15 protein-coding genes and 4 pseudogenes are annotated in these 21,862 nt (G+C 61.6%); 12 read left to right on the plus strand and 7 right to left on the minus strand.

Annotated elements, in window-relative coordinates; translation table 11 throughout:
• Window positions 1-4 precede the first annotated feature (4 nt).
• The 5 genes and pseudogenes from dprA to JCM25414_RS09935 all read left to right on the plus strand — a co-directional run bounded on the left by dprA (window position 5) and on the right by JCM25414_RS09935 (window position 7,398).
• Window positions 5-1,130, plus strand: a pseudogene (gene dprA, locus JCM25414_RS19070) (DNA-processing protein DprA).
• Window positions 1,131-1,171: 41 nt separating this feature from the next.
• A pseudogene (topA, locus tag JCM25414_RS19075) lies at window positions 1,172-3,898 on the plus strand (type I DNA topoisomerase).
• Between the two features lie 264 nt (window positions 3,899-4,162).
• Complete coding sequence (locus tag JCM25414_RS09925) at window positions 4,163-5,626, plus strand: S41 family peptidase (protein WP_025841538.1); 1,464 nt, start codon at window positions 4,163-4,165, stop codon at window positions 5,624-5,626.
• Window positions 5,627-5,699: 73 nt separating this feature from the next.
• Window positions 5,700-5,954: a DUF1491 family protein gene (locus tag JCM25414_RS19080; protein WP_242403492.1), complete on the plus strand. Its 255-nt coding sequence runs from the start codon at window positions 5,700-5,702 to the stop codon at window positions 5,952-5,954.
• A 232-nt stretch (window positions 5,955-6,186) separates the two neighbouring features.
• The gene (locus JCM25414_RS09935; protein ID WP_025841539.1) at window positions 6,187-7,398 is read left to right on the plus strand and encodes an OmpA family protein; all 1,212 of its coding nucleotides are present in this window, start codon (window positions 6,187-6,189) and stop codon (window positions 7,396-7,398) included.
• Window positions 7,399-7,503: 105 nt separating this feature from the next.
• Here JCM25414_RS09935 and cysK read toward each other — a convergent pair whose 3' ends face one another.
• Entirely contained in the window at window positions 7,504-8,505 is a 1,002-nt protein-coding gene (cysK, locus tag JCM25414_RS09940; RefSeq protein WP_025841540.1) for a cysteine synthase A, read from the minus strand.
• Between the two features lie 112 nt (window positions 8,506-8,617).
• Here cysK and JCM25414_RS19085 point away from each other — a divergent pair.
• Window positions 8,618-9,066 (plus strand): annotated as a pseudogene (locus JCM25414_RS19085) (RrF2 family transcriptional regulator).
• A 58-nt stretch (window positions 9,067-9,124) separates the two neighbouring features.
• Here JCM25414_RS19085 and JCM25414_RS09950 read toward each other — a convergent pair.
• The gene (locus JCM25414_RS09950; protein ID WP_025841541.1) at window positions 9,125-9,658 is read right to left on the minus strand and encodes a hypothetical protein; all 534 of its coding nucleotides are present in this window, start codon (window positions 9,656-9,658) and stop codon (window positions 9,125-9,127) included.
• Between the two features lie 407 nt (window positions 9,659-10,065).
• On the opposite strand from JCM25414_RS09950, the gene JCM25414_RS19090 reads away from it, so the two are divergent.
• The 6 genes from JCM25414_RS19090 to JCM25414_RS09975 all read left to right on the plus strand — a co-directional run bounded on the left by JCM25414_RS19090 (window position 10,066) and on the right by JCM25414_RS09975 (window position 15,428).
• Entirely contained in the window at window positions 10,066-10,569 is a 504-nt protein-coding gene (locus tag JCM25414_RS19090) for a hypothetical protein (RefSeq protein WP_035443147.1), read from the plus strand.
• Between the two features lie 63 nt (window positions 10,570-10,632).
• Complete coding sequence (gene parE, locus JCM25414_RS09960; RefSeq protein ID WP_025841543.1) at window positions 10,633-12,651, plus strand: DNA topoisomerase IV subunit B; 2,019 nt, start codon at window positions 10,633-10,635, stop codon at window positions 12,649-12,651.
• Window positions 12,651-13,556: an EamA family transporter gene (locus JCM25414_RS09965; protein WP_025841544.1), complete on the plus strand. Its 906-nt coding sequence runs from the start codon at window positions 12,651-12,653 to the stop codon at window positions 13,554-13,556. Before parE ends, JCM25414_RS09965 begins: the two co-directional genes overlap by 1 nt.
• A 107-nt stretch (window positions 13,557-13,663) precedes the next feature.
• Window positions 13,664-13,969, plus strand: a complete 306-nt coding sequence (locus JCM25414_RS21795; protein WP_051535815.1) for a YfdX family protein — start codon at window positions 13,664-13,666, stop codon at window positions 13,967-13,969.
• Window positions 13,927-14,340, plus strand: a complete 414-nt coding sequence (locus JCM25414_RS21800) for a YfdX family protein (RefSeq protein ID WP_051535816.1) — start codon at window positions 13,927-13,929, stop codon at window positions 14,338-14,340. The genes JCM25414_RS21795 and JCM25414_RS21800 overlap by 43 nt, the downstream gene beginning before the upstream one ends.
• A gap of 389 nt (window positions 14,341-14,729) precedes the next feature.
• On the plus strand, window positions 14,730-15,428 hold the full coding sequence (locus JCM25414_RS09975) for a YfdX family protein (RefSeq protein ID WP_025841545.1): 699 nt from the start codon (window positions 14,730-14,732) through the stop codon (window positions 15,426-15,428).
• An 82-nt stretch (window positions 15,429-15,510) separates the two neighbouring features.
• Here the strand turns inward: JCM25414_RS09975 and mutL are convergent.
• The 5 genes and pseudogenes from mutL to JCM25414_RS10000 form a co-directional block, all read right to left on the minus strand.
• A pseudogene (mutL, locus tag JCM25414_RS19100) lies at window positions 15,511-17,353 on the minus strand (DNA mismatch repair endonuclease MutL).
• A 9-nt stretch (window positions 17,354-17,362) separates the two neighbouring features.
• On the minus strand, window positions 17,363-17,899 hold the full coding sequence (locus tag JCM25414_RS09985) for a DUF3035 domain-containing protein (protein WP_025841546.1): 537 nt from the start codon (window positions 17,897-17,899) through the stop codon (window positions 17,363-17,365).
• Between the two features lie 97 nt (window positions 17,900-17,996).
• Window positions 17,997-18,524 carry a signal peptidase II gene (lspA, locus tag JCM25414_RS09990; RefSeq protein ID WP_025841547.1) on the minus strand — a complete coding sequence of 176 codons (528 nt, stop codon included), beginning with the start codon at window positions 18,522-18,524 and terminating at the stop codon, window positions 17,997-17,999.
• Window positions 18,521-21,409: an isoleucine--tRNA ligase gene (ileS, locus tag JCM25414_RS09995; protein ID WP_025841548.1), complete on the minus strand. Its 2,889-nt coding sequence runs from the start codon at window positions 21,407-21,409 to the stop codon at window positions 18,521-18,523. The genes lspA and ileS overlap by 4 nt, the downstream gene beginning before the upstream one ends.
• Before the next feature lie 232 nt (window positions 21,410-21,641).
• Window positions 21,642-21,854, minus strand: coding sequence for a hypothetical protein (locus JCM25414_RS10000; RefSeq protein WP_025841549.1), 213 nt, complete (start codon window positions 21,852-21,854; stop codon window positions 21,642-21,644).
• Window positions 21,855-21,862: the final 8 nt, after the last annotated feature.

Consider the following 21,862-nt stretch of genomic DNA (forward strand, 5'->3'; position numbering starts at 1 on the left):
GCCGATGCCTCCCCTTTCCTCGGCTGCGGAACGCATCGATATGGTGCGTCTCGCCCGGACTGATGGGATCGGGCCGGTCAATTTCCGACGTCTTCTGAACGAACACGGCGCGGCCAGCGCGGCCATCGACGCCCTGCCGAGCGTGCCGCAAGGCGGGGCGACGGGCAGGCGTCAACATTCCCTCAACCGAATCGATCGAAGAGGAACAGGCGGCACTCGAACGCTTCGGCGGTCGGCTTCTGGTGCTTGGCGATCGCGATTACCCGCCCCTTCTTGCGCGCATTCCCGATGCGCCGCCTGTCCTGAGTATCTGGGGCAGGGCTGAGCTGCTGTCCGGGCGCGCCATAGGTATCGTGGGTGCTCGCAATGCCTCGGCAGGGGGCCTGCGCATCGCCGATAGCCTGAGCGGCGCTCTGGCGCTGGAAGGCTGCGTGATCGTCTCGGGCCTCGCACGCGGCATCGATTCCGTGGCCCATCGGGCGGCGCTGCATCCCGGCATGACAATCGGCGCCGCAGCGGGTGGGCTCGACTGTTTTTATCCACCGGAAAATGAAAGTCTCTATCGCGCCGTGGCCGAACGCGGCTGCGTCGTGACCGAAGCCCCGCTCGGGACCATTCCTCAGGCCAGTCACTTTCCACGGCGCAACCGGTTGATCGCAGGACTGTCGCTTGGGGTCGTTCTGGTCGAGGCGGCCTTGCGATCCGGCACGCTGATTACTGCGCGCCTTGCCCTCGATTACGGGCGCGACGTCTTTGCCGTACCGGGCTCCCCGCTCGATCCGCGCTCCCGCGGTGGCAATGACCTGCTGCGCCAAGGGGCGATTCTGACCGAAACAGCCCAGGACGTACTGAGCCAGATCGACAGCGGAAGAGGCCCGCGCATGATTACGGAATGGACCGGCCTGCCGGGGTTTTCAGAACCGGCAGCACCCGGTTTCACCCCCGCGCCGACACCGGAAGACGTGCGTGACACAATACGCGATCTGCTCTCTCCCACAGCCGTAGCAGTTGACGACATCGTGGCGCGCTGCCAGTTCTCGGTATCCATGGTGCTGTCCGCCCTGTCAGAACTCGAACTTGGCGGCATAGCGACCTTCCTTCCCGGGGGTCAGGTTGTGCTGTCAGCCTGATTCGCCGCGTCCGAGCAGGCCGAAGCGGTTCTGGAGTAGAGATGACTGATGTCGTAGTGGTCGAAAGCCCGGCGAAGGCAAAGACCATCAACAAATATCTGGGCGATAATTTCATCGTTCTGGCATCCTTCGGCCATGTCCGCGACCTGCCGCCGAAAGACGGCAGTGTACGACCTGACGAAAACTTCGCCATGGACTGGCAGATGGATGAGCGTGGCGCCAAGCAGATCGCGACCATCGCCAAGGCCGTGAAAAACGCTGGGACGCTCTATCTCGCCACTGACCCGGATCGCGAAGGCGAGGCCATTTCCTGGCATGTGCGCGCGGCACTCGAAGAGAAGAACCTGCTGCGCGGCAAGAACGTGCAGCGCGTCACCTTCAACGAAATCACCAAATCTGCCGTGCAGACAGCCATGGCGAACCCGCGCGCTCTCGATCAGCCTCTGATCGATGCCTATATGGCCCGGCGCGCTCTCGACTATCTGGTGGGTTTCACATTGTCGCCCGTTCTGTGGCGCAAGCTGCCGGGCAGCCGCAGTGCGGGGCGCGTTCAATCGGTTGCATTGCGCCTGATCTGCGAACGCGAAGCCGAGATCGAGGTCTTCAAGAACCGCGAATACTGGTCGATCACAGGCGCTTTCGCGACTCCGCGCAACGCTGCCTTTTCGGCCCGGCTGACCCATCTGGAGGGGCGCAAGCTCGACCAGTTCGATCTCGATAACGCCGACAAAGCCCATGCTGCACGCGATCTCGTCGCCAACACCGCGTTTTCGGTGCGGTCGGTCGAGCGCAAGAAGGCCAAGCGTAATCCGCCAGCGCCGTTCACCACCTCGACGCTTCAGCAGGAAGCATCGCGCAAGATCGGCATGAGCGCGCAGACAACCATGCGCACCGCACAGCAGCTTTATGAAGGTGTGGATCTGGGGGGTGAGACGGTCGGTCTCATCACCTATATGCGTACCGATGGCGTCACCATGGCGGCCGAGGCGGTGACTGCCATTCGCGCCATGATCGGCGAGAGCTATGGCGCGCCCTATCTGCCCGAGAAACCGCGCGTCTATTCCAGCAAGGCCAAGAATGCCCAGGAAGCGCATGAAGCGATTCGTCCCACCGATGTGAGCCGCACCCCCGAATCCATGGCGCGCCGCCTCTCGGGCGAGCAGATGCGTCTTTACGAACTGGTCTGGAAACGCGCGGTCGCCTCGCAGATGCAATCTGCCGAACTCGATCAGGTCGTGGCCGATCTTACCGATACGACAGGTAGGACCACGCTGCGCGCCAATGGCTCGATCATCGCGTTTGACGGCTTTCTCAAGCTCTATACCGAGGGCCGCGACGACACGAAGACGGATGACGATGAAGGTCGCGTGCTGCCCGCCATGAGCGAAGGCGAGCGCCTGACGACGCGCGGTGTCGAGGCCGACCAGCATTTCACCCAGCCGCCGCCGCGATTCTCCGAAGCGAGCCTCGTCAAGCGCATGGAAGAAATCGGCATCGGTCGCCCTTCGACCTATGCCTCGATTCTGACCGTGCTGCGCGATCGCAATTATGTGCGACTCGATGCCCGTCGCTTCATTCCCGAAGATCGGGGCCGTCTGGTCACGGCGTTCCTGACCTCCTTCTTCGAGCGCTATGTCGACACTGACTTCACGGCGACGCTTGAGGAGCAGCTCGATGATATTTCTGATGGCCGTGCCGACTGGCATGACATCATGGCCGCCTTCTGGCGTGATTTCTCTGCGGCCGTCGGCCAGACCAAGGATCTGAAGATCTCAGACGTCATCGACGCGCTGGATGAGGATCTCGGTTCGCATTTCTTCCCCACACGCGAAGACGGTGGCGATCCGCGTCAATGCACGGCGTGCGGCACGGGGCGGCTCGGGCTGCGTCTAGGCAAGTTCGGCGCCTTTATCGGCTGCTCGAACTACCCGACCTGTCAGTTCACGCGCCGTCTCGTTGCCGAAGACGGCGGCGAAGGCGAAACCCTGAAGGAAGGCATGAAGAGCCTCGGTCAGGACCCGGAGACAGGCGAGGAAGTGACGGTGCGTCGCGGCCCCTACGGCTCTATCTCCAGCGCGGCGAAGCAGACCCCGAGAACAAGAAGATCAAGCCCAAGCGCACCACCATTCCCAAGGGGCTGGAAGGTGACAAGCTGACGCTCGATCAGGCACTCGGCCTGCTCTCCCTGCCCCGCAAGCTCGGACCTCATCCCGAGACGGGTGAGATGATCGAGCCGGGCTCGGTCGCTTTGGCCCTTATGTGAAAATGGGAGCAATTTTCGGCACTCTTGATGCCGATGATGACGTGCTGACCGTAGGCTCAACCGCGCTGTCGATTCCCTTGCCAAGAAAATGGCGTCGATCCGCACGCTCGGTGCCCATCCCAAGGATGGCGAGGCTATTCTGGTACGCAAAGGCCGCTTTGGCCCTTATGTCCAGCACAAGCAGGTAGTGGCCAATCTCGCCAAGGGCCAGTCCATGGATGAAGTAACCCTCGACGAGGCGCTGGCGCTGCTGGTGGAAAAGGGCAAACCCCTGAAGGCAAAGGGCAAGACCACTCGCAAAACCACGACCAAGGCGGCCGCGAGCGAGAGTGGTGAAAAAGCAGCGCCAAAGAAAAAAGCGGCGCCAAAATCCAGCACCGCCAAGAAACCAGCCGTGAAAAAGCCCGCGAGCCCCAGGAAAAAAGCGACTGCGACAGAAACAGAGACCAAGCCCGCAAGGAAAACACGAACGGCCAAAACAACAGATGGTGAAGACGCCGGATAATTTGCGTTTTTGAAGTCACAGACCGTGGCAAAAACGTCGCTCCCCCTGTTAGGCTCCCTATCGCGCCACGTAGTGGGTCGCTAAAGCAGAACTCGATGGGGGAAGCCATCTTCCTGATGGTCAAGGTCACTGGCTCTGAAACACGTTCCTTTCTTCCTGTCTGGCGCGTTCTCCCGGCAATGTCTGGGCGCGGTCGCTGCGCTGTCCCTGTGTGTCTGCACGGGAACGGCAGAGGCTGAAGACAGCGCAGCGCTCGATACGGGATTGCTGAACGCCGTTCTGTCGAGCGCCTTTCGATTTCTGAGCCCGCGCACCCTCGAAGTTCATTCCAGCAAGACCTATAGTCTATGGGGCCTCGACGGACTGACGGCGATCGATCCGTCCATCACCATGGTCGAGCCTCCCCATGACCCGTCCAAACCCGCCATGCTGCGACTCTCTATCGGGCCGAAAACCATCTCGGAGTTTCGCGAGCCGGGTGAGAACGAGACACTCGACTGGGTGAAGCTCATCGTCTCGAGCATGGATGCCGCCTGGCAGGGCTCGGCTTCCCTGCGTGCCGCAGGCCGCGACGCGTTGCTCCAGAGCTTTTTCGACGAGTTGTTCAATCATCTCGACCCGTATTCGCGCTATGTCGCCCCGACCCCTGCCGGCAATGACCGGGCAAACCGAACCGGTGACCTGGCTGGCGTGGGTCTCTCTCTGACGCACGACGGCACGGCGCTTGTGGTGAGCGCTATCAATGCCAATGGCCCCGCCTGGGCCGCGGGCGCCAATATCGGCCAGAAACTTCTGGCCGTCGATGGGCGCTCGACCCGCAATCAGGACCCGGCAACTGTCGAGTCCTGGCTCACTGGCGCGCCGGGCAGCAAGGTGAAACTTCTTCTGGCCGATCCGGGCCATCACGGCGCGATCATGCGGCTGGACCGCCAGGTCGTACCCCCCCAGACTGTTTTCGCCAGCATGCACGACCATATCGTGGTTCTGCGTATCGCTTCGTTTTCTTCCGACACGGCTGAGGAACTCAGCCAGAACATCGATCAGGCTCTGGAAGACAAAAAGCTGGTCGGTCTGATTTTCGATCTGCGCGGCGATCGTGGCGGCGTGCTGCAACAGGCCGTGACGGCGACAGCCCTCGTGCTCGACCGGGGTATTGCTGTCGTGACACGGGGCCGCGATCCGAAATCGAACCATATCTGGGCGGTGCAAGGCGGTGACATGACCCATGGCCTCCCCATTGCTGCTCTGGTCGATGGTCGCACGGCGAGTGCGGCCGAAATCATGGCGGCTGCCCTTTCCGATCATCGACGCGCTGTGGTGATCGGCAGCGCGACGCTCGGCAAGGGGCTGGTGCAGGCGGTGGGGCAGATGCCCGATGGTGGCGAGTTGTTCGTGACATGGAGCCGCGTCCTCGCACCGCTGGGCTGGCCGCTACAGGGCCTTGGCGTGACGCCCCAGATCTGCACCTCTCGCGGGGCGCAGGCGCTCGACCAGCAATTGCAGTCTCTTTCGAACGGCAAGCTGCTGGACGCCGGAAATGTGACGGCGAGCCGCGCCGTGCGCTTTCCGGTCTCGGTGTCGCGCATTCTCGATATCCGCCGCCACTGTCCCGCCGCACTGGGCACGGATGCCGATCTCGATACGGCGGCGCTGCTTTTGCACCGTCCCGAGAGTTATCGCGCAGCCATTGCAGCGATGCCCGACGATATGGACGATTCCACGCCATGACCGAAGCCCGCCTCAAATCCGGCCTCTGGGCGCGTGGTCTCATGCGGCTGATCGAAACGCAGGGCGGTTCAGCATGATGCTCAAGCGCGGCGACAACGATGCCGGGGCGGTGCTGATCGTTCTGACCGATCGGACCGGGAGCTGCGCGGTGTTGCGCGATTCTGCCTTAGGAGCCGGCTGGGAACGCGTCGCCATGGAAACGCCAGAGGCCCTCGACACCTATCTGGAACGACAGAAACGCTACGATCCCGATTTGTGGATTCTGGAATTTACCCTCGACGATGTCGCCGCACCCGTCGAAACTCTCCTGCCCGGACGCAGCGAATGAGGGTGTATACTCCGGTTCGGAACAACCCTCACGAGGGTTTCGCGACTGTTGCAACCATCCCACACTCGGAACAGGAAGAAAGAATGGCGCGACGAGGCGATTGCACCCCAACGGGAAACAGGCGTTGCACGGGGATGACAGTTCAGCGAAAAGACGGCATTCAGATCGCTGCGGACGGCTGCTTTGATGGCCTCCTCTCAGTCTGCCGCGTGAAAAGAATGGAGAAGACGATATGATGCTGGAACACCGAACGCGCGGTGAAACCGTTTGCCGCCCGTTTTCCGATGTCCGGCAGGCGGTCGGTTCGCTCTCCCGGCTTTTCCGCAGGAGCATTCTGGGCCTTACTGCCCTGAGCGGCCTGTGTCTCGTCGCGGCACCCGCCCAAGCACAGGTCGTCAAGGGGCTTTATGCTGCTGGCTCTGGTGGCGCGAGCTTCAACCAGGACCAGACCGTGCGTCTGTCGCCTGTTCTGCCGAGCGGTCGCGATCACTACGACGCGGGCGTGACGGGTCTTGGTTCGGTCGGCTGGGGTCTGGGCAATGGCTTCCGCGTTGAAGTGGAAGGCAATTACCGCAACAACCGCCTGCAGCAGTTCAAATCGAGCTATTTTCCGTCTTCGACCGGCGGGCGTCAGCAGCAATATGGCGTTATGGTCAATGCGCTGTTCGACATGGATATCGGCGCAAACTGGGTCTACCCCTATTTCGGCGCCGGTGTGGGTTATGGCTGGCAGGCCATGAATGCCTCGGTGCGTGCGCCCAATAACTACCTGAGCCAGAAGATTGGCGGCACGGCCAGCAATTTTGCCTATCAGGGTATTTTCGGCCTGTCCTTCCCCGTACCTTTTGCTGTCGGCCTCTCCTTCACCACCGAATATCGTTTCTATTCGATGCTCGGGCCGAATGGTCACTACGCGAGCGGTTATGGCAGCATCGGTGGCTATGACGCACCGCGTCCCGCAGGCGCCATGGAAGGCAACCGCGTAACCCGCAACGATTTCAATCATTCGCTGCTGCTCGGCCTGCGCTACGAGTTCAACCCCGCCCCGCCGCCGCCGCGCAGCGTGCCGGTGATGACCGCGCCGGCCCCGGCTCCAGCGCGCAGCTATCTGGTCTTCTTCGACTGGGATCGTGCAGATCTGACCGATCGTGCCCGCTCCATCGTCGGTACGGCGGCCCAGAACTCGACCCATACGCAGCTCACGCGTATCGAGGTGAATGGCTATACCGATAACAGCGCCGCTCATCCGGGCACGCGTGGCGAAAGCTACAACATGAAGCTGTCGATGCGCCGTGCCGATGCCGTGCGTGCCGAGCTGATTCGCGACGGCGTGCCGGGTGGGCTGATCGTGACCAAGGGTTATGGCGAATCCAACCCGCTGGTTCAGACTGGCCCCAACACGCGCGAACCGCAGAACCGTCGCGTCGAAATCATTCTGCACTGATACATGGCGGGAGGGGCTTTGCCCTTCCCGTTTCAGACACAGGGTTTACCGCGCCTATCGGGCGGTCAAGGACCGCCCCATATCTGGCCAGAAAGGCAAAACCCCTCAGACCAGCCCGTTGAACAGGGATGTCGAGAGATAACGCTCGGCGAATGACGGCACGATAGAGACAATGGTCTTGCCTGCATTCTCGTCACGCTGCGCCAGAGCGAGTGCCGCGTGAAGTGCGGCACCAGACGAAATGCCGATCGGAATGCCCTCGATACGGGCACAGCGACGTGACGCCGCCATGGCATCGCGTTCGGATACGGCCAGAACCCCATCCAGCAGTGACGAATCGAGCGTATTGGGGCAGAAGCCCGGCCCGATGCCCTGAATGCCATGTGGCCCCGGATCGTCGCCGTTCAGCACGGCACTTTCCGCCGGCTCAACGCCCCAGAACTGCATCGACGCCTTGCGTGGCTTGAGCGTGCGCGCGATGCCAGTCAGTGTGCCCCCCGTACCGACACCGGCGACAACGATATCGACCGCGCCATCAGTATCGACCCATAGCTCCTCTGCCGTTGTGAGCGCGTGGATCTCGGGATTGGCGGGGTTGTCGAACTGACTGGGCATCCAGGCATCGGGAAGGGAAGCGACCAGTTCTTCAGCGCGCACAATCGCCCCTGCCATACCACGCGCAGCGGGCGTGAGTTCGAGCTGGGCATCCATCAGGCGCAGCATCTTGCGGCGCTCGATCGAGGCGCTTTCTGGCATGGTCACGATCAGACGATAGCCGAGTGCAGCCGAGGCGAAGGCCAGGGAGATACCGGTATTGCCTGACGTGGGCTCAACCAGCACGGTGCGGCCCGGCGCGATCTCTCCACGGGCCTCTGCCTGCTGTATGAGCGCAAGACCGATACGGTCCTTGACCGAGCCGAGCGGGTTGAAGAATTCGAGCTTGAGCAGCAGACGCGCCTTGAGCTTGTCGGCCTCAGCGAGCCGCGGCACGGCGACGAGCGGTGTACCGCCCACAGTCTCGAGAATCGAGTCGAAAACCCGTCCACGCGGGGCTGCGTATCGCGTTGCCAGCCCGCTCATTTCCTGCGGCTCCTGTCGGGTCGTCATGGCTCTCTCCTTGATGCAATTCAGCAAAGCGGTCAGTCCCGCGATGCTGGTCTGTGATTTGTCGGCAATAACTGCTACATTGCGCATAATTTGTCATTGAGGAAAAATCTGCATGTATCTCCGCAGGGACAGGGCGATGATCGCCGTGATCATCATGGTCGATGTAGCGTTCCATGCCGGGCGATCGAGCTTGTCAGCGGCGGCGATATCGCCGAACGCGCAGGGCTGGCCCGTCGGGGCATCGAGCCCCTGCTTCAGGCGCTGTCGCGTTCGGGATTGCTGGAAAGCGTGCGCGGCCCGCGCGGCGGCTACCGTCTGGGGCGTCCGCAGCGCGATATCGGACTCGATGAAATCGTGCGCGTCGTCGTTTCTGAAGATGCGGGAGCAGAAGAAACAGCGCAGGGCGCGCTTTATCGCAATGTGATCGAGCCCTGCTGGCAGGTGCTGGATGAGACGATCCGCGGCGAAATGGCGGCGCTGACCCTGGAGGAAATGGTTCGACGCGCCGAGGCAGCCGGGCTGCGTCGCCCGGTCCATGAACCGATCTCGTTTTCGATCTGACAAGACAGTCCCGGGAAGACGCCCTTGCCCCTGGAGGGGCAAGGGCGCGTTCTGGTTTTTACTTCTTGGTGGTCTTGCGACGGGTCGTCGTGTGCTTGACGACAGGCTTCTTGGCAGCAGGAGCCACAATTGCCGGAGGCGGTGACGCGATCGTCACGCCCGTCGCATCGACGATGGCATTGACTGTCAGCTTGTTACGCTTCTCGGTACCGCCGGGAATCAGGATGGCCGTGAAGCTGTCCTTGCCGGAATAGGCCGTGCTGGGCGTGTAGGTGATATAGGTGTGGTCGTCGAAATTATACATGAAGGCCTTGCCGTGCTCAGGAGCAGGCGAGACACCGAACGAGCGGTAATTGGTGTTTCCCGGCTTCTGCACCGACAGGGCACACAGCCCGTCATCGCTGCGCACGGTCATCTCCACGCTCATGCTGCCATCGGCCGCCGTCTTGACCGGCGTCGTCTTGCAGACAGCAGAAACCTTCTGATAGCCGAAGGGGTTGGGGGGCACGACGCGCTGCACAACGGGCGTCTGCGCGCAGGCCGCCAGAGTCAGGGCCGAAACGAGAGTAATTGCTGAACCACGCAGTCGCACCATCAACTCCACTTGTCACTTGTCATCGCCAGTCGACACTGCCTTTTTCGCTACAGCAGGCCCGACACCGGATGTCTCCGGGCATGATCAACGCCTGAGGAGACAATTTCGTCAATGGCCCTAGCGCAAGCCGCGCCTCACCGGAAGGGGGAAGCAGCGGCTGAAACAAAAGAAAAGAACAGTCGGTTTTTTTTTTGAGAAATCGGCCTTCTTCCTTGCCTGGGGGCATTTTCTCGCCGCAATTGCTGCGACATAATCCGGGCGCATCCCCCAGTCCTGCCTGCGCCCAGCCGGTGCGACGCCCGCAATCTTCAGTTCCCCCTCTTCAGTTCCCTGCCCTTGTGGAGTTTCTTGATGTCGCTTTCAGCCCGGCAACGCCTCCTGCGCCCGTTCGCGCGTCTTACCGCCTGCACCCTGCTCGCCAGCACGTTTTTCGTGTCGGGCGCGCCTATGCTGCCGGTTGTGGCGAGTCTCCGGCGCATGAAGCCTTCAATGTGCAGGGGCTGAAAAGCGAACTGATGGTGACCGCGCTCTCCTGCAGCGCCCAGGACCGCTACAACGCCTTCGTGACCAAGTTCCGCCCGAAGCTGGCCGCAGAAGAAGAGCGTCTGAACACCTATTTCAAGTCGGCCTATGGCCGTAACGCCATGAAGGCGCATGACGACTATATCACCCAGCTGGCCAATGTGCAGTCAGAAGGTGGCCTGAAGGCCGGCACGATCTTCTGCCAGCAGCGCGTTGCCATGTTCGACGAGGTCGATGCCCTCGATGATGGCGCCGATCTGGCCCATTATGCCGATGCCAAGGATGTCGTTCAGCCGGCGTCGTTCGAGACCTGCTCGGCCCCCGAAGCAGTGACGCATGGCCGCTCGACCAGCAAGAGCCGCACCCATCGCAAGACACGCGCTTAAAAACGCACCTTCCCCTGCACGGGGCGCTTGACGGCGCCCCGGCGAGGCCGTCAAGAACGCAATATGAACGACGACCTCTTCCAGAGTGATGAAAAGCCCGCGCGTCGCCCCCGCAAGACGACGCAGGCCCCGGTGCCGGAAAATTACGGCGCCGATCAGATCGAAGTCCTTGAAGGACTCGAGCCGGTTCGACGGCGCCCGGGTATGTATATCGGCGGCACAGACGATACCGCCTATCACCATCTGGCTTCCGAGATTCTCGATAATGCCATGGATGAGGCCGTTGCGGGCCATGCAAGTGTCATCGATGTCGCTCTCGAAGGCGCACAGCTTCTGATGGTGCGCGATAACGGGCGCGGTATTCCCGTCGATGCCCATCCGAAATTCAAGGACCGCTCGGCGCTCGAAGTGATTTTCACCACGCTTCACGCAGGCGGCAAATTTTCGGGCAAGGCTTATGACACGTCGGGCGGGTTGCACGGCGTGGGCTCCTCGGTGGTCAATGCGCTCTCCAACAGACTCGAAGTCGAGGTCGCACGCGAAAAACTGCTCTGGCGTCAGGATTATGCCCGCGGCAAGCCCATCACCCCGCTACAGCAGATCGGCAACGCGCCCAACCGGCGCGGCACCACCATCCGCTTTTCGCCTGACCCGGAGATTTTCGGGACACTGAGCTTTTCGGCCCAGCGTCTCTATCGTCTGTGCTGCTCCAAGGCGGCGCTGTTTCGCGGGGTCACCATCCGCTGGAGCGTCGACCCGTCGCTCATCAAGAGCGGAGACGAGATCCCGACAGAAGCGACAATCCATTTCCCCAATGGCCTCGCCGATAGTCTGAATGCCGAACTGGGCGCAGCACCTGCCCTGCTGGCTCCCCTCTGGTCGGGTGAAGCCGAACTGCCTCAGGCAGCCGATGGGCGCACAGGTGGCAAGCTCGAATGGGCGGTGGCGTTTCTGGAGCACGGGACGTCGAGCATGACGTCATACTGCAATACCATTCCGACGCCTCAGGGCGGCACGCATGAAGCCGGTTTCCGCACGGCTCTGGTCAAGGGGTTCCGTGCCTGGGGCGATAGCCGCAATAGCAAGCGCGCGGCGGCGGTCACGGCAGACGATATTCTCGGCACGCTGTCCGCCAAGCTCTCGGTCTTTATCCGCGACCCGCATTTTCAGGGCCAGACCAAGGAAAAGCTGACGACGCAGGAAGCGAGCCGCCTAGTGGAAGGCGCCCTGCGTGACCGTCTTGACCACTGGCTGGGCGGTAATCCGGCCCAGGCCGATAATCTTCTGGCTTTCATCATCGAGCGGGCCGAAGAGCGTCTGCGCCGTAAGGAGAGCAAGGATACACCGCGCAAGAGCGCCACGCGCCGCCTGCGTTTGCCCGGCAAACTGACAGATTGCACACGCGAGAACGCCGCTGATACCGAGCTTTTCCTCGTCGAGGGCGATTCGGCAGGTGGCTCCGCGCGACAGGCACGCGATCGCGAAACCCAGGCCGTGCTGCCGCTGCGTGGCAAGATTCTCAACGTGGCTTCGGCGACAGCAGACAAGCTGAAGGCCAATCAGGAATTGCGCGATCTGGTCGAGGCTCTGGGCTGCGGCTCGGGGTCGGGCTTCGACCTGGCCCGTCTGCGCTATGGTCGCGTCATCATCATGACCGATGCTGACGTGGACGGCGCGCATATCGCTTCGCTGCTCATGACGTTTTTCTATCGCGAAATGCCCGAGCTCGTACGCAAGGGGCATCTTTACCTGGCCCAGCCGCCGCTCTACCGGCTGACCCATGGGGCAAAGACAGTTTACGCCATGAATGACGACGACCGTGTTCGCCGCCTCAAGCGCGACTTCAAACAGGGGGCGAAGGTCGAGATTTCGCGATTCAAGGGGCTGGGCGAAATGCCGGTTAAGGATCTGAAACAGACCACCATGGACCCGGCCAAACGCACCTTGCTGCGTGTCGTCACACCATCCGAAGATCGTGCGCTTACCAGTGATCGCGTCGAAAGCCTGATGGGGCGCAAGCCGGAACTACGCTTTCGCTTCATTCAGGACCATGCCCGCTCGGCCGAGTTGCTCGACGTCTGATGGCTGCTTTCGACCACCCGACTTCGACACGACTCGACAAACTTGGCGGTCTGGCCCTTCTGGTCGGGGGAATTTCCTCCTTTCAGGTCGGCGCGGCTCTGGCCAAGAGCCTCTTTCCGCTTTTCGGCGCGGAAGGCATGGTCGGGCTGCGTGTCTGCCTTGCCGCCGTCATTCTTCTGACCGTCATACGTCCCGGCCCCTCCGTGCTGCGACCAGGCATCTGGCGCCTGTTGCTGCCCTATGGCGCCTCCATGGCGGTGATGAACTTCGCCTTCTACATCGCGCTGGTACGCCTGCCGCTGGGGCTGGTGGTCGCGTTCGAGTTCATGGGGCCGCTTTCACTGGCGCTCATCGGTTCACGACGGCTGCTCGATCTGGTCTGGGCCGGTATGGTGCTCTCGGGCCTGTATCTCCTGCTCCGTCCCGATCACATTTCGGGCCATCTTGACCCTATCGGAGTGATCGCCGCGCTGATCAGCGCCGTCGGCTGGGTAATCTATATCCTGACCGGCACCCGCATCGGCCGCATCATGCCTGCCGCTCAGGCTACCACGCTTGGCATGACCACGGCCGGCATCCTTCTGCTGCCCTGGTTGATTCCGACGCTGGTGCCGGCCGTAACCCATCCTCATCAGGGCATGCAGGCGGTCGGTGTGGCCATTCTTTCTTCAGCCGTGCCGTATATTCTGGACATGATGGCCATGCGCAAGCTCGGCCCGCGCGATCTTGGTATTCTGCTCAGTCTGGAGCCAGTGCTTGGGTCGATCTCCGGGATGCTGCTTCTGGGCGAGTCGCTGTCGGTGGCGCGCTGGCTGGGAGTGCTTTGCATCGCCGGTGCCTCGGCAGGCAACGTGTTGACCAGCCGCAAGCCGCCCCCGGATGGCGAGACCGTTCCCCCAACCTGACCCTGGCTCATGGCGGCGTGTTAACGCCCTTGTCATGCAACGTCGGAGAGATGCCACCGTTCTGTCTCCACCTGTCTCACAACGAGACAAGACATGGGAGCAAGTCGATGCGTCGCTTCTTTATTGCCGGTTCCGCCCTTTTCGCTTTCGCTGCGGTTCCGGCCCTTGCCGCATCGCCACAGCGTATGGCCGACAAGGATTTTACCCGTCTGTCCAAGGACGGTCAGAAAGCCTTTGCCGATATCGTACAGGCCCAGCAGGCACTTGGCAGCAATCAGAACGGTCAGGCCCAGTCGCTGATCAATGATGCACAGGCCCACCTGACCAAGGCAGCCACCGATAACCGTGCCTTCATGAAGCGCAGGATGCCATGCAGCCCGCACCGAGCCATGCTGCGCCCAAGCGCGCCGTGATTACGGGCGTGCAGGTGCACTGGCTGCCGATCGGTGGCGAATACGCCGTGACCGAAGCACTGGCCCCAGAGAAGCAGACGGCGCTGGCCCAGGCCAACACCCATCTGAAGACCGGTGATACGAAGCTGGTGAATCAGGATCTGCAGGTCGTGGGTACGGATGTTCAGTATGTCGTCGCCCTCGCCCCGCTTGAAATGGTGTCAGGGGACATCAACCGTGCATCGGTCTTCATGGATTGTGGCGATGCGAAACTGGCCGCCGAGGCGCTCCAGAACGCCCTCGACAGCGTCTTGTTCGTTTCCGACAGCGTGGTCGTTACGGCTCAGCCCGTGACATCACCGGCGCATAAGGGCACGCACAGGAAGTCCTGACTTCTTCGCTCTGATCGGTCTTGTCCGATCAGAGCATTTTCAGGGCCTGAGCAAGGCGGGGCAGCAACCGGTCAGGCTCGGCTCACGGTCACTGTCGCCGCCGTTTTTCGACGTCGTTTGTCCAGCCGAGCCTGACACCATAGGGAATGTGGCAACCGCGCACATTCCCCGGAAAGCCATTGCGACCGGCCGTGCCGATAGCGCTGCGTCAGGCGCATTGGCCAGAACAGGCCGGCTGAATGCAAGCCTTCTCTGAACGATGAGGCCCTTTCGTCGCCCGGCGCATGATCCGTTCGAAGTGCTGACGATCTTGTCATGCAACAGGATCGGGAAGCGACCGTTCTGCTCGATAATGTCTCAACAATGAGACAAGTAATCGGAGCACAACGATGCGTCACCTTTTCACCGCCGGTTCCGCCCTGTTCATTCTTGCTGCAGTGCCTGCCTTCGCCGCATCATCGCCGCGCACAGCCGAAGAAGATTTTGCCCGTCTGTCTCAGGATGGGCAAAAGGCTTTTGCCGATATCGTTCAGGCGCAGCAGGCTCTTGTCGCCAACCAGCCCAGCCAGGCACAATCGCTGATCACTGACGCGCAGCAGCGTCTTGCCAAAGCGACACAGGATAATCGTGCCTTTCTGAAAGCGCAGGATTCGATGCAGGCGGTTCCGAGCCACGGCGCGCCCAAGCGTGGTGTCATCGCCGGGGTGCAGGTTCACTGGCTGCCTGTTGGTGGCGAATATGCCGTAACCGAAGCACTGGCCCCTGAAAAGCAGAGCGCGCTGGCCAATGCCAACACCCATCTGCAAAACGGCGATACAGGCAAGGCTAATCAGGATCTGCAAATCGTCGGTACAGACATCCAGTATGTCGTAGGGCTTGCCCCGCTTGAAATGGTAATGGGCGACGTGAACAGAGCCTCTGTCTTCATGGCGGGTGGCAATGCCGCCTCTGCTGCCGACGCTCTCCAGAGTGCCGTCGACAGTGTGTTGTTCGTTTCTGACGATGTGGTCGTCACGGCCCAGCCACCTGGCGCTCCAGCGGGCGGAACAGCTGCTGCGACCGACAAGAAAACCCCCGATAATTTCTGATCCACGCTCTTTCGGGCAACGACCAGAAGTCATGGGACGCCGATCACGAGGGAGGTGAATCGCACGGCGAAGGCGGATCGACCTACCGAATGCGGCCGAACAGCTTCTCCAGCTCGTCGCGTCCCAGACGCAGCCAGGTAGGGCGGCCATGCGAGCAGGTGCCCGCACGTGGTGTCTGCTCCATCTGGCGCAGCAGGGCAGCCATTTCTTCCTGCTGAAGCCGCCTGCCTGCACGAATACTGCCATGACAGGCCATGCGGGCAATGACAGCGTCAATACGTCGTTCGAATGCGGCACTGTCGCCCGGCACGAGATCCGGGTCAGCGGCGAGCTCCTCGGAGAGGTCGCGCAATAGTGCCACACCGTCTCCGCCCTGAAGCAGGATAGGCATGGTGCGCAGCAGCACGCTGCCCCCACCGAACGACTCGATTTCGAGACCAAGGGATTCGAGCGCGGATTTCCACTCCAGAAGGCGCCCGGCCTGACCGGTAGGCAGATCGACGACCTCGGGCAGAAGCAGGCGCTGCGCCTTTAGCGTGCCGGACGCATATTGGGAGAGCAGCTTTTCATGAGTCAGGCGCTCATGAGCCGCGTGCTGATCGACCAGTATCAGATCGCCATCCTGACCGACGGCGAGAATATAGGTGTCGAAAACCTGCGCAACCGGAGCCCCGAGCGGGAAAGACGCCTGTTGCTGAGCATCGGGCTGGATGACGGGGCGCGCCACTGGCGCAAACGACCCAAGCCCCTCGGAAAAACCCGTATTCGCGGTAGGAGCCGCCTGCGGGGCAGCAGCGCCGATACCCGCGAGAGTCGCGTGAGATGAAAGGAAGCCCGCGCTTGGGCGCATCGGTTCGGGCGCCGGATACTGGATGTTCTGTCGCGAGGGCGACGCGAAACGCACGCGCACCCCTCCCTCACCCGCACCATGCCCGAGGGCGCGCTGCATGGCGCCGATCATCAGCTCTGACATCAGCTTCGTCGGCGAAGCGGAGTTCGGTCTTGGCTGGATGAACGTTCACATCCACCCGATCATGCGGCAAGGTCAGATGCAGCGCGAGAACAGGGTGGCGGCCGGGCTCGATGACCGGACGATAAGCGACGCGTATGGCCGTCTTCATGAGCGGATCGGCGACAGGCCGGTTATTGACCACCAGAAACTGCGCCGCCGCTGTCGCGCGTGTTGCCGCAGGCCCGCAGATAAAACCAGTCAGATGCAGGCCATTGCGCTCTTCATCGAGCTCAATGAGGGAATCGCTTTCGCCCAGAACGGCCTGAACGCGTTCGATACGGGTCTGGGAAGGAAAATCGAAAACCAGACGTTCATCGAGAGACAGGCGCATGGCGCAATGCGGCGCCGAGAGCGCCAGACGACGCATGACCGATTCGGCATGGCCGCCTTCGACACGCGCCGACTTCAGGAATTTACGCCGTGCCGGGGTAGCGAAGAAAAGGTCTTCGACCACGACACGGGTACCCGGCGCGCCCGGTGCGGGGGCAGGCGGAGTCAGCACACCGCCTTCCAGACGCAGCATCCAGGCCGTATCGGAATCGTGCTGGCGCGAGGTCATCCCAAGCCGTGCGGTCGCCCCGATAGAGGGCAGCGCCTCACCACGAAAGCCGAGCGTGACGATATGGGTCAGGCTCTCATCGCTGAGCTTGGAGGTGCAATGACGCTCGACGGCCATGGCAAGATCGTCCGGTGACATGCCACAGCCATTATCGATCACCTCGATACGGTCGCACCCACCATTGATCAGGGAAACTTCAAGCCGGGTCGCTCCGGCATCGAGCGCATTTTCGACCAGTTCCTTGAGCGCCGCGGCGGGGCGCTCGACGACCTCACCTGCGGCGATCAGGTCGATGACGTGATTGGAAAGACGCCGCAGCGTGGGACGAAAAAAGGCGCGCTCAGAAAAATTCATGGTTTGGCATCAGAAGACGCCGAGAAATGCACTCTTTGACTTCTTGGTCGGCGTAGCACCGGTCGAAGGGTTCTGCCCCAGAGCCGAGGCGCGCTGGATGCGTCGGTTTTCAGCTTCGCTATCCACGACGCTGCCAGAGTTGCCGCCCCGCCAGAACATCAGCTCATCGGTCAGACCGGCACCTGCAGCACCCAGCTCGGCGTTGTTCGGCGCTCTGGAGGCCTGCTCGACCTGGCCGACAAGAGCCTGCTGGCCCGCGCTGTTACTGCCCGTGGTCGAGTGCAGTGCCGCATTCGGTGATAGCGTTTCGAGCGCCTGGGTGCGGGGATTTTCGTCCGCCGTATGCTCGCCCTGTCCGGGCAGGCTCAACTGCTCCGATGGCGGCATCGAGAGCGGTGCCCGCGTGGTGACCGTATATTCGTCAGGCATCGACCGCTCAAGGCCGAAGGCCCGCGAGACATCGGAACCGGAGCAGGCCGGAAGGAGCGCGGTCAGGCCGAGAACCGGCAGGACGCGGAGGACGGACGTGAAGGAGAGCTGAGCCATATCGGTCTCAATCCTAATGGAGCGTTTCGGCATCGACAAGAGATCAATGATCACGCGGTGCAGTTGCTGGCCAGGAAGAATGTAAAGAACTCTTGCCTTAATCGCTGCGCGACCCGGTAACGCGCCGATCAAGCCAGACCGACTCGATTACCCAGGCTATCACACCGCACACGATGGCAGAGTCGGCGATATTGAATACGTACCAGCTCCATCCAAACGCATGGGCATGGATGAAATCGACCACGGCGCCGAAACGCATACGATCGATCACATTGCCCACGGCGCCACCGGCAATCGCGGCGGAGGCAATGGCCACCACCATGCGCGAGGTGGTGAGCGTCTGCCAGAGCAGGGCCAGAACGGCGATCAGCGCTACTGTGCAGAACAGCAACGGACCATAGGACCCGACACCGCCCAGCATGCCGAAGGTGACCGCATGGTTCCACACCATGGTGAAATTCAGCCCCGGCATGACAACCACACTGCCTTTGAGAGGCAGGTTGAAGACATCGAGAATCCACCATTTGCTTACCTGATCGGCACAGAGCACGATCACGAAAGCAAAAATACCGGCGATCAGTGTCGCCGGGCGTTCGAAGGAAAGAGTGAGCCTGGCGCGCGTCACATCGACACCACGTCACTGCATCTCAGGCACAGGCCCAAATGCTCGGCATGGGTGCCGACCTCGGGGAGCACACGCCAGCAACGCAGGCATTTCGTGCCATCGGCTTCAGCAACGCTCGGGCCAGGATGGGCTGCAACCACGCCCTCACGCTCTGGGTCGGAACCATCATCGATATAGAGCGACGGCACATTGGTCAGAAGCTGAACATCGGCCTGGGAAACAATGGCGAGTTCGGCCCAGTCCACATCGCCAAAGGCGACCTGCTCCTGCTCGGTGAGCGGCAGGGTAAGGCGCGCCTCGAGCGACGAGCCGATGACACCGCCACGGCGCGCGCCTTCAAGTTCGGTCGTGATCACACGGCGCAGGGCGCGGATCTGAGTCCAGCGCTCGCCGAGCGCTTCATCGTGCCAGATCGGATCGGGCTCAAGGAAATGCTGGAGATGGACAGAGCTTTCCTCACCGAATCGGGCCGTCCACGCTTCTTCAGCCGAGAACACCAGAACCGGCGCCAGCCATGTGGCAAGCGCACGATGCAGGATGTCGAGCACGGTCCGCGCAGCGCGGCGACGCAGCGAAGACGGCGCGTCGCAATAGAGCGCGTCCTTGCGTACGTCGAAATAGAAGGCCGAGAGATCGGTCGTACAGAACCCATGCAACATCGGATAGACGCCGACCCATTGATGGGTATGGACGGCCTGTTTCAGCAACCCGCCCAGATCGGTCAGACGATGCAGGATGTAACGCTCCAGCTCCGGCAACTGCTCGTAAGGCACGGCTTCTTCGGGTGTGTAGCCGTCGAGCGCGCCAAGCAGCCAGCGCAGCGTATTGCGCAGGCGGCGATAAAGCTCGCCCTGCTGCTTCAGGATTTCATTGCCGATACGCAGATCTTCATTGCTGTCGGAATTGACGACCCAGAGACGCAGAATGTCGGCGCCAAGCTTGTCGGTCACTTCCTTGGGCGCAATCACATTGCCCAGCGATTTCGACATCTTGCGGCCCTGCTCATCGAGCACAAAGCCATTGGTAACAATGGCCTTCATCGGCGCCACGCCGCGCGTGCCGACGCTTTCAAGCAACGATGACTGGAACCAGCCGCGATGCTGGTCTGAGCCTTCGAGATACAGATCGGCCGGGAAATTCAGCCCGTCTTCACCGAGCACGAAGCTATGGGTCGAGCCACTCTCGAACCACACATCGACGATGTCGAAAACCTGCTCATAGTGCGCCGGGTCGCGTCCTTCACCGAGAAAAACCGCCGGATCGGCGCTGTACCAGATATCGGCGCCATGTTCGGCCATCGCCTCGACAATGCGCTGCATCACCGCTGCATCGCGCAGCACCTCACCCGTGCTCTTCTCGACGAAGACCGCAATCGGCACGCCCCAGGCACGCTGGCGGCTGATGCACCAATCGGGACGCTGTTCGATCATGGAGGTCAGGCGGTTACGTGCGGCTTCGGGTACGAAGGTGACATCGGCCAGCGCATCGAGCGCCTTGCGACGCAGGGCCTGATCGCCATCCATGCGGATGAACCATTGCGGCGTGGCACGGAAGATGATCGGCTTACGCGAGCGCCAGGAATGCGGATAGGAATGCACGATGCTCGAGCGCGCCACGAGGCCCGCCGCAGCATCGCCATTGGACGCCCAGCGCTGTGTCGCTTCGGCCAGCGCCGCGCAGACCGGATCGGCCGCCTTGAACACATGGATACCGGCAAAATGCGGCACCCATGGCGCGTAGGTGCCATCATCCTGCACAAGTTCAGGCACTTCAATGCCGTATTGGCGCGTCAGCAGGAAGTCGTCCTGACCATGAGCCGGGGCCATATGCACCAGCCCCGTGCCCGCATCGGTCGTGACGAAATCGCCCGGCAGCATGGGAACGTCGAACTCATAGCCGCAACCGCGCAGCGGATGGGCGCAGAGCGTACCCTCAAGCGCCTCACCCGGAAGGGTGTAAAGAACATGATGTTCCTGAATGCCCGCCTGCTTGCAGAAATCGGCCAGACGCTCTTCGGCAATCAGAAAGCGCGAGCCGGGGGCGACGAGGCTGTTCTCTTCCATAAGATCGGCGCGGATCACGGCATAGGCGATCTCGGGGCCATAGGCGATGGCGCGGTTAGCCGGAATGGTCCAGGGCGTAGTCGTCCAGATGACCGCGGAAGCCCCCTGAAGGGCCTGACCGGGGGTCGGGTCGACCTCGATCGGAAAGGCGACATGGATCGTGGTCGAGGTGATGTCGTGATATTCGATCTCGGCCTCGGCGAGGGCCGTCTTTTCGACCGGGCTCCACATGACCGGGCGCAGCCCACGATAAAGGGAACCGTTGAGCAGGAACTTGCCGATCTCGCCTACGATGGCTGATTCCGAGCTGAAATCCATGGTGGCATAGCGGTTCTTCCACTCGCCCTGCACACCCAGACGCTTAAATTCCTTAGACTGGATGTCGAGCCAGCGACGCGCATACTCGCGACATTCGGCGCGGAATTGCAGAACAGGCACGTCATCCTTGTTCTTGCCCGCCTTGCGATATTCCTCTTCCACACGCCATTCGATCGGCAGGCCGTGGCAATCCCATCCCGGCACGTAGCGCACACGGGCGCCATTCATGCGCTGGGCGCGGTTGACCACGTCCTTGTTGATCTTGTTCAGGGCGTGACCGATATGCAGATGGCCGTTCGCATAAGGCGGGCCGTCATGCAGGGTGAAGACAGGCTTGCCTTTGCCCGCCTCGATAATGCTCTGATCGAGCCCCATCGACTCCCAACGCGCCAGAATTTCGGGTTCACGCGTCGGCAGATTGCCACGCATGGGAAAGCTGGTACGGGGAAGGAAGACCGTGTCGCGATAACGGTCCTGAGGATCGGGGCTTTTGGAATCAGGCATCTTCGATCATTCGACGGAGTCAGGGAACCGCGAGTTATGCGAAGATGCGGGCTTCGGGGTCAAGAGTGCCCATCAGGAACGACTTCACAAAGCGCCGAAACCCAGCCCCACTCCGTGATAGCTTAACGCGAAAACTCGAGCAAAAAACGGTATCTTCCAGACACACCCTCTGCACGCGCGCGCACCGATAGCTCTGGACAGAGCGGAAGTGGCACAGATCGCCCTTTGCTCTTCAGAATGTGCTCCTGTGAGAACCTGAATAGCTGGACGGACCGCAAACACTCTCAAAAGTGTCGTCGATTTGCTGGCCGAGCGTCATGAAATCCTGACGCAGAAAGGCTTTCAGCCTGACGAGACGCGAAACGCTCTCTTTGCGGCGCATTTCCTTTTGGGCGATATGCTGTTCCATCGCCTGCATCTGATACATTTGCATCGCGCCAAACATGACACCCT

It is taken from the genome of Asaia platycodi JCM 25414 (genome assembly GCF_000614545.1).
Classification (GTDB): domain Bacteria; phylum Pseudomonadota; class Alphaproteobacteria; order Acetobacterales; family Acetobacteraceae; genus Asaia; species Asaia platycodi.

Excerpts from the sequence above, each read along its gene's own strand:
- JCM25414_RS19080 (WP_242403492.1), top strand. The coding sequence starts at position 5,700 with ATGATGCTCAAGCGCGGCGACAACGATGCCGGGGCGGTGCTGATCGTT.
- JCM25414_RS09985 (WP_025841546.1), bottom strand. The coding sequence starts at position 17,899 with ATGGCTCAGCTCTCCTTCACGTCCGTCCTCCGCGTCCTGCCGGTTCTC.
- cysK (WP_025841540.1), bottom strand. The coding sequence starts at position 8,505 with ATGACGACCCGACAGGAGCCGCAGGAAATGAGCGGGCTGGCAACGCGA.
- ileS (WP_025841548.1), bottom strand. The coding sequence starts at position 21,409 with ATGCCTGATTCCAAAAGCCCCGATCCTCAGGACCGTTATCGCGACACG.
- JCM25414_RS09965 (WP_025841544.1), top strand. The coding sequence starts at position 12,651 with ATGGCTGCTTTCGACCACCCGACTTCGACACGACTCGACAAACTTGGC.
- parE (WP_025841543.1), top strand. The coding sequence starts at position 10,633 with ATGAACGACGACCTCTTCCAGAGTGATGAAAAGCCCGCGCGTCGCCCC.
- JCM25414_RS10000 (WP_025841549.1), bottom strand. The coding sequence starts at position 21,854 with ATGTTTGGCGCGATGCAAATGTATCAGATGCAGGCGATGGAACAGCAT.
- JCM25414_RS09975 (WP_025841545.1), top strand. The coding sequence starts at position 14,730 with ATGCGTCACCTTTTCACCGCCGGTTCCGCCCTGTTCATTCTTGCTGCA.
- JCM25414_RS21800 (WP_051535816.1), top strand. The coding sequence starts at position 13,927 with ATGCAGCCCGCACCGAGCCATGCTGCGCCCAAGCGCGCCGTGATTACG.
- JCM25414_RS09935 (WP_025841539.1), top strand. The coding sequence starts at position 6,187 with ATGATGCTGGAACACCGAACGCGCGGTGAAACCGTTTGCCGCCCGTTT.
- JCM25414_RS21795 (WP_051535815.1), top strand. The coding sequence starts at position 13,664 with ATGCGTCGCTTCTTTATTGCCGGTTCCGCCCTTTTCGCTTTCGCTGCG.